Genomic DNA, 12,954 nt, shown 5'->3' on the forward strand with positions numbered 1-12,954 from the left:
CTGGATAGCTACGTACGGACGGGATAAGCGCTGAAAGCATCTAAGCGTGAAGCCCCCCTCAAGATGAGATTTCCCAGTAAGTAAGACCCCTTGAAGACGACGAGGTAGATAGGTTCGGGGTGGAAGCACGGCAACGTGTGGAGCTGACGAATACTAATCGGTCGAGGGCTTAACCAAATTCCCAAGAAAGTGAAGAGAAGCTTCGAAGCTGATTCCAAATACTTTCTCGGGGCCCGGAAACAAACCGGGAAGAACAAATAACCATTGCTCAACAACGCGCACGAGTTTCGTATCTAGTTTTCAAGGCGCAAGCCTTGAACAAGCTACACCGTTTGGTGATGATGGCGGAGGGGAACCACGCGTTCCCATCTCGAACACGACCGTTAAGCCCTCCAGCGTCGATGGTACTTGAACCGAAGGGTTCTGGGAGAGTAGAACGTCGCCAAGCAAAGTTTTAATCTTGTGTTTTATCACAGCATTCAAGACATAAGGGCCTTTAGCTCAGCTGGTTAGAGCGCACCCCTGATAAGGGTGAGGTCGGTGGTTCGAGTCCACTAAGGCCCACCATTGTTCCCTGATAGCTCAGTTGGTAGAGCACTCGACTGTTAATCGAGTTGTCACAGGTTCGAGTCCTGTTCGGGGAGCCATTTCTCCTCTGGAGAGGTGTCCGAGTTGGCCGAAGGAGCACGATTGGAAATCGTGTAGGCGTCACAAGCGTCTCGAGGGTTCGAATCCCTCTCTCTCCGCCATAATATACAGCATGGCCCGTTGGTCAAGGGGTTAAGACACCTCCCTTTCACGGAGGTAACAGGGGTTCGAATCCCCTACGGGTCACCATAAATTCCAAATAAAGGTATAAGACATATATGGAGGCTTAGCTCAGCTGGGAGAGCATCTGCCTTACAAGCAGAGGGTCGGGGGTTCGATCCCCTCAGCCTCCACCATATATACTTTTAACGACGCGGGGTGGAGCAGCCCGGTAGCTCGTCGGGCTCATAACCCGAAGGCCGCAGGTTCAAATCCTGCCCCCGCAACCAATTTACTTTTTACAGTGTGGAGCCGTGGTGTAGAGGCCTAACATGCCTGCCTGTCACGCAGGAGACCGCGGGTTCGAATCCCGTCGGCTCCGCCATTATCATTTTTCACCGAATACATTAGGCTCGGTAGCTCAGTCGGTAGAGCAGAGGACTGAAAATCCTCGTGTCGGCGGTTCGATTCCGTCCCGAGCCACCATGTAATCTTAATAATAATTTGCCGTTGTAGCTCAATTGGTAGAGCAACTGACTTGTAATCAGTAGGTTGGGGGTTCAAGTCCTCTCGACGGCACCATTGCTTTCGCAACAAATATGGAGGCTTAGCGAAGTGGCCAAACGCAGCAGACTGTAAATCTGTTCTCTGACGAGTTCGGTGGTTCGAATCCATCAGCCTCCATACCGGTTTCGAGCTGCGGCGGTCGTGGCGAAGGGGTTAACGCACCGGATTGTGGCTCCGGCATTCGTGGGTTCAAGTCCCATCGATCGCCCCATGATCTTTGATGGGGATTAGCCAAGCGGTAAGGCAACGGACTTTGACTCCGTCATGCCTAGGTTCGAATCCTAGATCCCCAGTATTTCTAATTGCGAGCCATTAGCTCAGTTGGTAGAGCACCTGACTTTTAATCAGGGTGTCGTAGGTTCGAGTCCTACATGGCTCAGATTTCATTATGCGTTCGTGGCGGAATTGGCAGACGCGCACGGTTCAGGTCCGTGTGGGCTAACCCCCCGTGGAGGTTCGAGTCCTCTCGAGCGCATTGGTTTTGCGGAAGTGGCTCAGCGGTAGAGCATCGCCTTGCCAAGGCGAGGGTCGCGGGTTCGATTCCCGTCTTCCGCTTTCCTTTATCCGGCGCCATAGCCAAGTGGTAAGGCAGAGCTCTGCAAAAGCTTTACCCCCAGTTCGAGTCTGGGTGGCGCCTCCATTGTTTTATTGGAGCCGCAGATGCTTTAGGATCAAGGAATCAATAACTTTTATGTGCCCTTAGCTCAGCTGGATAGAGCGTTTGACTACGAATCAAAAGGTCGGGAGTTCGAATCTCTCAGGGCACGTAGTAAGCCGGTATGGCGGAATTGGCAGACGCGCGCGACTCAAAATCGTGAGGGAAACCGTGGGGGTTCAAGTCCCTCTACCGGCACCATAATCTTCGGGACGTAGCTCAGCTTGGTAGAGCACCTGGTTTGGGACCAGGGGGTCGCATGTTCGAATCGTGTCGTCCCGACCATCTCGCGGGTGTAGTTCAATGGTAGAACTCCAGCCTTCCAAGCTGGTAGCGTGGGTTCGATTCCCATCACCCGCTTTCTGAAACATAGCGAAAGAGTCTTAGGATCAGATCCTGAGGCTCTTTTTCTATTACGGGAAAACAATGATACATGGAAGGAAATCGGGAATGCAGACGATGAGACGATGTAAACCTGCATGAGCGGGGAGGAAAACGAGGTTAAATACGGAGTATCGGCCGGTTAAATAAAGACGATGAAGGTTTCGGTCTGAATAAATCCTCGCTAATTTGAGTAATGGTTAAATACAACGGATAGTCTGGTATACCAACATATGAGATAATAAACAGGATCGATAGAGATACAGCGCGTGAGCGGAGCTTATAGTCCTCCGCTCACTTGGTGAAATTTAGGAGGATAGAGACACCATGACGATGTTTAATGTGTTGGATTACGGGGTTGTCGGAGACGGGACGACCTTGAATACGGAATCGATCCGCAAAGTGATGGAAGCTTGCGAAGCGGCCGGCGGAGGTACGGTATATTTTCCTGCAGGCACTTATTTAACGGGGGCCATTCATCTGAAGAGCCATATGACGCTGCATATCGATTCGGGGGCTAAGCTATTGTTTTCGACGGACCCGGATCAATATCCGTTTGTCAAAACCCGCTGGTCCGGCTATGAATGCTACGGCTATTCCCCGTTGGTATATGGCATTGATTTGACGAATGTGACGATTCAAGGCGGAGGCATTATCGACGGACAAGGCTCAGCCTGGTGGAAGCAGTATCATGAATGCAAGGCGGGACGCCGCCCTTCCAGCGAGCGGGAGAAGCAGTTGTTTGAGTTGAACAGCCATCTGATGAGTATCAAGAGCAATATCGTGGAGTGGGAGACGCAATTTTTACGTCCCGCGCTGCTTCAAATGTTCCGCTGCACGAATGTGCGGATCGAAGGAGTGACGCTGCAAAATTCTCCATTCTGGAATACGCATCTCGTCTATTGCGATAATGTAACGCTGCACAGCTTGCTCATTCACAATCCTTCGGATACGCCTAACGGCGACGGGCTCGATATCGATTCCTGCCGTTACGTGCGCATATCCGATTGCCAATTCGATGTCGGAGACGATTGCCTCTGCCTGAAATCCGGGATCGACGAGGATGGGCGCCGCATCGGCATCCCGACGGAGAACGTCACGGTAACGAACTGCACGATGCGGGCGGGACACGGCGGCGTCGTGCTGGGCAGCGAGACGGCCGGTGGCATCCGCCATGTCGTCATCTCCAACTGCGTCTTTATCGGAACGGACCGCGGCATCCGCTTTAAGTCGAACCGGGCCCGTGGGGGAACGATCGAGCATGTGCAGGTGAATAATATTTTCATGAAAGGCGTGCTGTGTCCGATCGCCATTAACTCGTTCTACCGTTACGGCGTTGATCCGGCCAATCCGGATATTTCAAGCCCGCTGGCGCAGCCGGTTACCGAGGCGACCCCGGTGTTCCGTCACATCCGCCTGAGCCATATTACGGCGACCGAAGTGTTGGGCGCGGCCGGCTTCCTGTACGGTCTGCCGGAAATGCCGATCGAGGATGTCGTGCTGGATCATATTCATATCGAGATGACAAGCGATCCGAACGAGCAGGGCGGAGAACCGGATATGGTGCGCGAAGAACTCGTGATGGCAGGCAAAGGAATGTACTGCAAATATGTGCGTTCGCTTCAAATGCATCATGTGCGGATCGAGACCCGGGAGGGAGCGGCTCTTACGATCGATAAGGGCGAGGGCATCGAGCTGCACGGATTCGGGATGAAGCGTCCGCACGCGGATACGCCGGTCATTGAGCTGCGCGATACTCAAGGAGCGTACGTGCAAGGCGCTGCTGCCGTGCGCGGAACGGATGTGTACGCCCAAATCAGCGGCGGGGAAACGAAGGATATCGTATTTTCCGGCAATATGCTGGAGAAAGCGGTTCAAGATATCGCAGTAGATGCTACGGCAGAAGGTATGGTTGTGGTAAAATAGGAAGAAAAAAGCAGGTGACATCATGAAAGTATTAGTTCTAGGCGGAACCGGCGTCATCAGCCGTTCCATCGTGGAAGCGGCTCTCGCCAAGCAATACGAGGTTGCCGTGTTCAACCGCGGCAGCAAGAATCATTTATTTTCCGGCGAAGTGGAATGCATTACGGGCGACAAATCGAATCGCGAGCAATTCCGCGAGCTGATGAAAGATCGCCGGTTTGATGCGGTCATCGATATGATTTCCTTCGACGCGGCCGACGCACAGGCAACGTTGGAGGCGCTGCACGGACGAGCAGGACAGTTTGTTTTTTGCTCGAGCACGGCCGCTTACAAGAGACCGTTCCGTACGATTCCGACGGCCGAGGACGCGGAGGAGCTGTTTGACGATCCGTCATTCGCCTATGCGTTTCAAAAAGCGGAGATGGAACGTTATTTGGGCGGCATGATCAAGCTGGGCGAAGTTCCCGTGACGATCATCCGGCCTTCTTTAACCTACGGTATCGGCTGCGCGAATCTTGGCGTACTGCGCCAAAACTTTAATATCGTGCACCGTATAAGAAGCCGTAAGCCGCTTCTTATGTTCGGCGACGGTACCGTACCGTGGAGCTTCAGCTTTGCGCCGGATGTGGCCAAGGCTTTCGTCGGCGCCGTAGGCAATTCCAATATGTATGGAAAAAGCTATCATGCAACCAACGAAGATGTGCATATTTGGCAGGACTTATATTTGGAATTCGGCAAGCTGCTCGGCGTAGAGCCGAACATCGTTCATATCAGCACGGATCTGCTGGTGCAGGCGAGTCCGGCGTTATTTTCACATCTTTATTATGAAAAAAGCTACTCCGGGCTGTTCGACAACAGCAAGCTGAAACGCGATCTGCCCGGCTATCAAGCGGACATCTCTCTGTCTGCCGGACTTTCAATGCTGCTTGACTGGTATGAGCGCGACGGTCATCAGGTCGATACGGAGAAGGATTTGCTGGAGGATCGGCTGACAGGGCTTTATACGGAATTCGGCAAACAGTTGAAATTATTATCTATATAAGAAATGAACGGATAGCCGGGGACGGGGCCAGCGCTTGCAGAAGAGATGCAACGGGGCCCGTCTTCGGCTTTGTTGCGTACCGCTTGTTGGCGCGCGAACCGAATGTCGCAAAGGGACGACAAATTCTCGCCATGCTTACCTAAATGTAAGTAACTGAACTTTTTTTGCGTTATTTTGCAGCAGCTGCTCCGCGGCTATAATAGAAGAAGGCCGGGCGTAAGCACGGTCAGCCATCAGGGAGGGAATAGAAGCTATGAAATATAGACAGTTAGGATCTAGCGATATAAAGGTAAGCGAGGTCAGCTTCGGCACGTGGGCTATCGGCGGGTCTTGGGGGACTGTGAATGACGGGGAGTCGTTAAAAGGTTTGGAACGCGCCATGGAGGCAGGCGTCAATTTCTTTGATACGGCGGATGTGTATGGGAACGGCCATAGCGAGGAGCTTCTTGCCCAAGCGACCAAAGGCAAGGAAGATCAAATCCATATCGCCACCAAATTTTGCCGCTCCGGAGATATTCACGATCCGAATAATTACACGGAAGCCGCGGTTCGCGCTTATTGCGAGCAAAGCTTAAAGCGGCTGCAGAGAGAAAGAATCGATCTGTACCAAATTCATTGTCCGCCTATTTCCATTTTGCGGGACGGCTCGGTGTTTGAAGTGCTGGACAAGCTGCGCGGCGAAGGCAAGATCCGCGAATACGGCGTAAGCGTGGAGACGGTGGAGGAAGGGCTGCTTTGCCTGGAAAATCCGAATGTGAGAGCGCTTCAGGTGATCTATAATATTTTCAGACAAAAGCCGGAGCAAGAACTGCTGCCGCGCGCCAAAGAGCGCGGAGTCGGCATTCTCGTCCGCCTGCCGCTCGCCAGCGGGCTGCTTACAGGAAAGTTCAAGGAGGACGCCGCCTTTGACAAGGACGATCACCGCAGCTATAACCGCAACGGAGAAAGCTTTAATGTCGGAGAAACGTTCGCAGGCTTGCCGTTCGAGAAGGGCGTTCAATTGAGCAGACAGCTGCAATGGATCGGAGAAGGCAGAGGCAATATGACAAGGGCCGCACTTCGCTGGATTCTCGATAATCCGAATGTGACCTGCGTTATTCCCGGTTTCAAAAATACGGCTCAAGTCGAGGACAACCTGGGCGTGCTGGACGTGGAACCGTTCTCGCCGTTTGATCATGAGAAGCTGAACCGTTTTTATCACCAAGAGGTTCATGAGCATATTCGTGGAGCGTATTGATTGCCATAAAAATGAATTCATTCTGACAAATGCCGCTGTTCGTATTACGACAGCGGTTTTTTTATATATAATGATTAGGAAAATATCCCTTAGGACAGGAGGAGCCACATGTTCAAAACCCCTATCGGGCGGCTTCGGGCCATAGGCATTTATGAAGGCATTTCATTCCTGGTGCTTCTGATTATCGCCATGCCGCTCAAATATTATGCGGATTTTCCTCAGCCGGTCAAATACATAGGCATGCTTCACGGCATATTGTTTATCTTGTATTTGCTGGCGCTTGCCCATGTGACATGGGCGCACCGCTGGAACATCTTCAAGGTACTGGGCGCGATTCTCGCATCGCTGCTGCCCTTCGGCACATTTGTGTTGGACGCCCGGCTGCGCCGAAGCGGCCGTTAACCGGCATCAAGCTACCGCTTACGCAGGGTCAAACATCGTGGAAAAAGCTCCGAATCGAGGCTTTTTTTATTCGGGGTCCCCGCAAAGTACTTGATTCGGCTTCGAAGCTAGGAGCCTCACTTTGTGGGGTTATCTTAGTTTTATGCAAAAACAGATGAGCATTCTGCATGTAACTGCCGGACAAACTTCTATAAAATAAAAAAGGTATGCGTATAGGTCGCAGCTTTGTTGAAGCTTTTTATGACAGGAAGGAGTCTTTGCATGAGCAGTTTGCATAAGGAGGCCGAGCTGAACCGCCCGGTATTATGGTATGAGCAGCCGGCAAGCAGGTGGCAGGAGGCGCTTCCGATCGGCAACGGCCGGCTGGGAGGAATGATCTTCGGATCGGTAGCCCAGGAAAAAATTCAGCTTAACGAAGATACTGTATGGTACGGAGGCCCCAAGAAGGCCAATAACCCCGATGCTTTAAACTACGTGCCGGAAATTCGGCGCCTTTTGTTTGAAGGAAAACAGCAGGAAGCGGAGCATTTGAGCCGGATGGCGCTGATGTCGGCGCCCAAATATTTGCATCCGTATCAGCCGCTCGGGGATCTTCTTTTTTATTTTTTGCATCACGATCAAAAAACTGCCGCCTACCGCAGGGAATTGGATCTGGAAACGGCGATAGCCGGCGTCCGCTACGAGCTGGACGGCTATGAATATACGAGAGAATATTTCAGCAGCGCGGCCGACCATGTGATGGCGATCCGCCTGAAAACGAATAAGCCGGGAGGGCTGACTTTCGGCGTCCATTTCATGCGCCGGCCGTTTGACGGAGGAACGAAAAGCATCGGAACGGATACGATCATGATGCTCGGCGAATGCGGCAAGGAAGGCGTAGAGTTCCGTGCCGGTTTGAGAGCGGCGGTGCGGGGCGGGACCGTGAAGACGATAGGCGATTTTCTGTCTGTGGAGCAGGCGGATGAAGTGACGCTGCTGCTCGCCGCGAATACGACCTTCCGGTATGAAGATCCGGAGAAGGAAGTATTGAGCCAGCTGGATTCGGCAGCCGCCAAAGGCTATGAGCAGTTGAGGCGGGATCATATCGCCGATTATGCGGAGAAATTCGGGCGGGTCCGCCTGGAGCTGTCCTCGCCTTCGGCGCCTGCGGCAAGCGGATCGCCGACCGATGTACGATTGGACAAGGTACAGGAAGGCGAAGACGATCCGGGACTTGTTCAGCTGTATTTCGACTACGGTAGATATTTGCTTCTCTCCTGCTCAAGGCCCGGCAGTATCGCCGCGAACCTGCAAGGAATTTGGAATGACAGCTACACGCCGCCATGGGAATCGAAGTTCACGATTAACATTAACACGCAGATGAACTATTGGCCGGCGGAGCTGTGCAATTTGGCGGAATGCCACGAGCCGCTGTTCGATTTGATCGACAAGATGTTGCCGAATGGTAGGGTAACGGCGCGGGATGTGTACGGCTGCGGCGGGTTCGTTGCGCATCATAACACGAACTTATGGGGAGACACCCATGTAGAAGGCATACCGGTATCCGCATCGATATGGCCGCTCGGGGCCGGATGGCTATCCTTGCATCTATGGGAGCATTATCGATACGGGCTGGACCGGGAATTCCTCGCTAACCGCGCTTATCCGATCATGAAGGAAGCCGCGCAGTTTCTGCTTGAATATATGGTGGAGGATGCCAAGGGGCGCCTCGTGACAGGCCCGTCCATTTCTCCTGAAAATAAATTCATTCTCCCGGACGGAACGGCGGGTAACATTTGTATGGGTCCCGCAATGGACATGCAAATCGTCCATACGCTGTTCACCGCATGTACGGAGGCGGCGGCGATCCTGAATCGGGATGAAGATTTCCGCCGGGAGCTTACGACAGCGCTTGAACGGATACCGAAGCCGGAGATCGGCAAATACGGCCAAGTGATGGAGTGGCTGGAGGATTACGAGGAATTTGATCCCGGCCACCGTCATATTTCTCAATTGTTCGCGCTGCACCCGGGCGAAATGATTCATGCTCGCCGCACGCCGGAGCTGGCCCAGGCGGCGAAGCGCACGCTCGAACGCAGGCTCTCGAACGGCGGGGGCCATACCGGCTGGAGCCGCGCCTGGATCATCAACTTCTGGGCAAGACTCGGAGAAGGCGACACTGCTTACGATCATGTGAAGGCTCTGCTGGCGAAATCGACCTACCCGAACTTGCTGGATGCCCACCCGCCGTTCCAGATCGACGGCAACTTCGGGGGCGCGGCGGGCATCGCCGAGATGCTGCTGCAGTCACACGGCGGCGAGATTTCCCTTCTGCCTGCGCTGCCGAAGGTATGGCCGGACGGAAGTATCCGCGGCTTAAGGGCCAGAGGCGGGCTGGAGGTCGATCTGCAATGGAAGCAGGGGGCGCTTAGTCAAGCGGTAATCCGTGCATCGCATTCGGGCGTCGTCCGGGTTTACAGCAAGCAGCCGCTTCAGGTACATTGCGGCGGACAGGCAGCCGCATCCGAATACCGGGAAGGGCTGCTCGTTTGGAAAGCCGAGGCCGGACGGGTTTATGTGCTGACTCCAAGCGGATCAAAAGACGAATAGATTCTGCGTTGCAGATACGGCCGGACCGCACAAGGTTCGGCCGTTTTTGCCGCTGCTGCGCCCGCCGATTGGGCCTGGGAGGATGGGATATTATCGTCATTTTTTCGGGATTCAGCCGGGACCTTCGACATGGCAATGAAAATTGTCCTATTTGCGGGGGGGAAATAGGCAGGAATTTTGACGGATTGCGTCGAAATGGAGTGCATACGTATAAAACTAAAGGAGGATGTGTATGCAATATTCAATTTATCAATCCGTTAAACTTGTTGATATGAACGATGAAATTATGTCTGAAGTCTTGTTTGATCACGGCCAGCATGAGCTGGTGGCCCTGAGCGTAGGTTCTTCGGTCATTACGCATCAGCTTGGCTTGCGCCAATTCGAGGTTGTGTATGATAAGCGGGAAGGGAAGCAGCAGCGTGTCAAGATCGTCGATATTGAAACCGATTTGATGCAGGTTCCCGCAGCGACGAGGGTTTATCTGGAGCCGGTCACGCTTATTATCGGCCAGCATGATGTGGGAGAAATTTATTAATGCGCTGTTTTTCCGGCCCGTTCGTCAACGAGGCCGGTTTTTTGCGTTGCCGCCGATTTGGCATCCGTCCGGTAAATCCAGTATGATATATGTATCTCAAATAATGAATCTAGCGCTATTATGGAGGAGAACGGAATGAACTATCGTTTTGTCGGCGTCGGCGCTATTTGCGCGCTGTTGTCCGTTGCTATCGGAGCTTTCGGAGCTCATATGCTGAAGTCCCATTTGACTGCGGAGATGCAGGCGATTTACGAAACCGGCGTTCAGTACCATATGGTCCATTCGCTCGGGCTGATCATCATAGGCGTTCTGGCGGCGTTAATGCCTGCGAGCAAGCATTTGGTGCGGGCCGGCTGGGCGATGCTGATCGGGATCATCTTGTTTTCCGGCAGCTTATATGCGCTTAGTGTGACCGGGATTAAGCCGCTAGGAGCGATTACTCCGCTCGGCGGAGTCGCTTTCCTGTACGGCTGGTTATCGGTCGCGCTCGCCGCGTTCCAACACAAGAAATCATAGCCATCTTTTGGATTCGGCCGGCATGGCCGAATTTTTTTTTGTTGTTTAGGAAAATGATGCGCAGCCATATCCTGTGGAAATCCGGGGGCTCCCCCGAAAGTAAAGTCTACCTATAGAACGATCTCAGAGGAAGGGTTAGACGCCGATCCAGTTTAGGCTGGATGCGGACGGAATAAGCTTCAGAGCATCACGTCACTTTTGGGCGATTTGTTCAAAGTTGATTGCACAGTAGGTCATTTAGACTATTTGTGAACGGAATTGTGTCAAAAAAACGGGGAATTTGCGCTTTTTCTCAAGTGCATGCAGGAGAAAAGGCCCCCATTGTAGAAAATGGTAGTGAATTTCATTGTCGAAAATTCCGGCTAAAGAGGAGGGCAATGATGCGGAAGATGATTCGCCCCGGTCTGCTTGAGGGAAGAGGTCAGTTAGTATGGACCGTCGGGTATTTTTTGTTGTCTTTGGCTGTAGCCTGGTGGGGTCTCTATTTCGCAGTGTGGATATTGAGCTTGTTGGCGGTTTTTCCCGTTATCTCCGCGCTGCGCCGCTTACAGAGAAAGCGGCGGGCCGTATCGGCGCTGTTTGTGCCCGAACCGCCGGTCCTCTATGAAGGAGCGGCTGCGAAAGATCATGAGAAGGCGTTCGAATCGCTGTTCGAGCATAACCCGAATCTGGTTTGCTTAATGGATATGGACGGGACGATCGTCAAGGTTAACGGAAACATGGAGAAGCTGCTAGGTTATCCGAAGACGATGATGGAGAACATGGCGTTCAGCCGGTTCCTTAGCGAGGAGAGCATCGGCAAGACGCTTGAAGCGTTCGCGCAGGTGCGGCAAGGCTTGCCGCAGACGTTTCGGACGGGTATGCTGCACCAGAACGGCTACCGGATCGATCTCGATACGACGGCGGCGCCCGTGAAGGATAACGGCGCTATGAACGGCATGATCGTCATAGGGCAGGATATTACGGCGACGAAGCGAACGGAAGAGCGTATACGCTATATGGCCTATTACGACGACATGACCGGACTTCCGAACCGCAGGCTGTACGTAGCCCAGCTTGATGAAGCGATTGCTTCCGCCAAACTGCACCGGCATGAGCTCGCCGTATTTTACCTCGACATCGACCGGTTCAAAATTATAAACGATGTATTCGGACATGATTACGGAGATATGCTGCTATTGCAGCTAGCCGAAAGATTCACACGATGCGTTACGGAAAACGATTTTGTGGCTCGGACGGAAGGGGACGAATTCGCCTTTCTGTTTGCGGGTTTCGGTCAAGGGCAGGTTCACGAGTTGGCCTCGCGCCTGATCGAAGTGCTGGAGGAGCCGTTTATCCTCGAACAGCATCAGGTGCATGTGACGGCAAGCATCGGCATAGCGGTGCTGTCAGAGGAAGGCGAAGACGGTAGCTCGCTTATGAAATACGCCGACATTGCGCTGAGCAGGGCGAAGGAGAAGGGCAAAAACAATTATCAAGTGTTTAACTCGGAGATGAAATCCGTTTCTTTCAAAAGGCTGACGCTTGAAAACGAGCTGAGAAAAGCGCTGAGCCAGAATGAATTCGTATTGAAGTATCAGCCGCAGATGGATATTAAAAGCGGGGGGATCGTCGGCTTCGAAGCGCTGATTCGCTGGTATCATCCGGAAAAGGGACTGATTCCGCCGATGGACTTCATCCCGTTCACGGAAGAGAGCGGCATGATCGTACCGATCGGAGAATGGGTATTGCAGGAAGCGTGCAGGCAAAATAAGCTGTGGCAGGATCAGGGACTTGTGCATGTGCCGGTTTCCGTCAATTTGTCGACAAGGCAGTTTCTGCAGCAAAATTTGCCGGAGAAGGTCGCCGAGGTGCTGCGGGAGACGCAGCTCGATCCGGCATACCTGGAGCTGGAGATTACCGAGAGCAGCACGATGGATGTCGATTATGCGATCGGCCTGCTGCTTGAGCTAAAAGCGCTCGGCGTGAAAATCAGCATCGACGACTTCGGTACCGGATACAGCTCGCTGTCTTATTTGAAACGATTTCCGATCGACAAGCTGAAGATCGATCAATCGTTCGTTCGCGACATTATGACCGATCCGAACGATGCGGCGATCGTAGCTTCGATTATCGCCATGACGCGGCACATGAATTTGCGGGTGATCGCGGAGGGTGTGGAAACAGAGGAGCAGCTTGGCTTTCTGCATAACAATCATTGCAATGAAATCCAAGGCTACTGGTTTAGTCCGCCCTTAAGCGCCGAGCAGGCGGAGGAATTGCTGTACCGCCAGCGGCAGGTTGCAGCGGTTCGGGTGCATCCGATTTTAGGCGGCAACAAATCGTAATTTTTGCATGAGAAAGGGCGGAAAACCGGCAAC

Annotated in this window: 8 protein-coding genes, 20 tRNA genes and 2 rRNA genes; all 30 read left to right on the forward strand. The window is 53.0% G+C overall.

Going from position 1 to position 12,954, the window contains the following annotated elements; translation table 11 throughout:
* A 23S ribosomal RNA gene (locus tag N0M98_RS19525) occupies nt 1-177 on the forward strand; the annotation flags it as partial.
* 154 nt (nt 178-331) lie between these two features.
* Nucleotides 332-448: ribosomal RNA gene (gene rrf / locus N0M98_RS19530) — 5S ribosomal RNA — on the forward strand.
* Between the two features lie 42 nt (nt 449-490).
* Nucleotides 491-567, forward strand: a tRNA-Ile gene (locus tag N0M98_RS19535).
* A 4-nt stretch (nt 568-571) separates the two neighbouring features.
* Nucleotides 572-647: transfer RNA gene (locus N0M98_RS19540), tRNA-Asn, on the forward strand.
* Between the two features lie 10 nt (nt 648-657).
* Nucleotides 658-749, forward strand: a tRNA-Ser gene (locus tag N0M98_RS19545).
* 13 nt (nt 750-762) lie between these two features.
* Nucleotides 763-837, forward strand: a tRNA-Glu gene (locus tag N0M98_RS19550).
* A 31-nt stretch (nt 838-868) separates the two neighbouring features.
* A tRNA-Val gene (locus N0M98_RS19555) sits at nt 869-944 on the forward strand.
* A 16-nt stretch (nt 945-960) separates the two neighbouring features.
* Nucleotides 961-1,037 (forward strand) — tRNA-Met (locus N0M98_RS19560).
* A gap of 18 nt (nt 1,038-1,055) precedes the next feature.
* Nucleotides 1,056-1,132 (forward strand) — tRNA-Asp (locus N0M98_RS19565).
* 25 nt (nt 1,133-1,157) lie between these two features.
* Nucleotides 1,158-1,233, forward strand: a tRNA-Phe gene (locus N0M98_RS19570).
* A 20-nt stretch (nt 1,234-1,253) separates the two neighbouring features.
* Nucleotides 1,254-1,329 (forward strand) — tRNA-Thr (locus N0M98_RS19575).
* 19 nt (nt 1,330-1,348) lie between these two features.
* A tRNA-Tyr gene (locus N0M98_RS19580) sits at nt 1,349-1,431 on the forward strand.
* Nucleotides 1,432-1,449: 18 nt separating this feature from the next.
* A tRNA-His gene (locus N0M98_RS19585) sits at nt 1,450-1,525 on the forward strand.
* Between the two features lie 10 nt (nt 1,526-1,535).
* Nucleotides 1,536-1,607, forward strand: a tRNA-Gln gene (locus N0M98_RS19590).
* 13 nt (nt 1,608-1,620) lie between these two features.
* Nucleotides 1,621-1,693 (forward strand) — tRNA-Lys (locus N0M98_RS19595).
* Nucleotides 1,694-1,704: 11 nt separating this feature from the next.
* Nucleotides 1,705-1,789, forward strand: a tRNA-Leu gene (locus N0M98_RS19600).
* Between the two features lie 8 nt (nt 1,790-1,797).
* Nucleotides 1,798-1,869 (forward strand) — tRNA-Gly (locus tag N0M98_RS19605).
* 11 nt (nt 1,870-1,880) lie between these two features.
* A tRNA-Cys gene (locus N0M98_RS19610) sits at nt 1,881-1,954 on the forward strand.
* A 53-nt stretch (nt 1,955-2,007) separates the two neighbouring features.
* A tRNA-Arg gene (locus tag N0M98_RS19615) sits at nt 2,008-2,081 on the forward strand.
* A 6-nt stretch (nt 2,082-2,087) separates the two neighbouring features.
* Nucleotides 2,088-2,170, forward strand: a tRNA-Leu gene (locus N0M98_RS19620).
* 7 nt (nt 2,171-2,177) lie between these two features.
* A tRNA-Pro gene (locus tag N0M98_RS19625) sits at nt 2,178-2,254 on the forward strand.
* Nucleotides 2,255-2,258: 4 nt separating this feature from the next.
* Nucleotides 2,259-2,329 (forward strand) — tRNA-Gly (locus N0M98_RS19630).
* A 348-nt stretch (nt 2,330-2,677) separates the two neighbouring features.
* Entirely contained in the window at nt 2,678-4,276 is a 1,599-nt protein-coding gene (locus N0M98_RS19635; protein ID WP_259618904.1) for a glycoside hydrolase family 28 protein, read from the forward strand.
* A gap of 22 nt (nt 4,277-4,298) precedes the next feature.
* Nucleotides 4,299-5,315: an NAD-dependent epimerase/dehydratase family protein gene (locus tag N0M98_RS19640; RefSeq protein WP_249865315.1), complete on the forward strand. Its 1,017-nt coding sequence runs from the start codon at nt 4,299-4,301 to the stop codon at nt 5,313-5,315.
* A gap of 253 nt (nt 5,316-5,568) precedes the next feature.
* On the forward strand, nt 5,569-6,552 hold the full coding sequence (locus tag N0M98_RS19645; protein WP_249865314.1) for an aldo/keto reductase: 984 nt from the start codon (nt 5,569-5,571) through the stop codon (nt 6,550-6,552).
* 108 nt (nt 6,553-6,660) lie between these two features.
* Nucleotides 6,661-6,954, forward strand: a complete 294-nt coding sequence (locus N0M98_RS19650; RefSeq protein ID WP_249865313.1) for a DUF3817 domain-containing protein — start codon at nt 6,661-6,663, stop codon at nt 6,952-6,954.
* Between the two features lie 261 nt (nt 6,955-7,215).
* Nucleotides 7,216-9,543 carry a glycoside hydrolase family 95 protein gene (locus N0M98_RS19655; protein WP_249865312.1) on the forward strand — a complete coding sequence of 776 codons (2,328 nt, stop codon included), beginning with the start codon at nt 7,216-7,218 and terminating at the stop codon, nt 9,541-9,543.
* 232 nt (nt 9,544-9,775) lie between these two features.
* Entirely contained in the window at nt 9,776-10,078 is a 303-nt protein-coding gene (locus N0M98_RS19660; protein WP_249865311.1) for a hypothetical protein, read from the forward strand.
* Nucleotides 10,079-10,213: 135 nt separating this feature from the next.
* The gene (locus N0M98_RS19665) at nt 10,214-10,594 is read left to right on the forward strand and encodes a DUF423 domain-containing protein (protein ID WP_249865310.1); all 381 of its coding nucleotides are present in this window, start codon (nt 10,214-10,216) and stop codon (nt 10,592-10,594) included.
* Nucleotides 10,595-10,971: 377 nt separating this feature from the next.
* Nucleotides 10,972-12,921 carry a putative bifunctional diguanylate cyclase/phosphodiesterase gene (locus tag N0M98_RS19670; RefSeq protein WP_259618905.1) on the forward strand — a complete coding sequence of 650 codons (1,950 nt, stop codon included), beginning with the start codon at nt 10,972-10,974 and terminating at the stop codon, nt 12,919-12,921.
* Nucleotides 12,922-12,954: the final 33 nt, after the last annotated feature.

This window comes from Paenibacillus doosanensis (assembly GCF_025060755.1).
In the GTDB taxonomy this organism is placed as follows: domain Bacteria; phylum Bacillota; class Bacilli; order Paenibacillales; family NBRC-103111; genus Paenibacillus_S; species Paenibacillus_S doosanensis.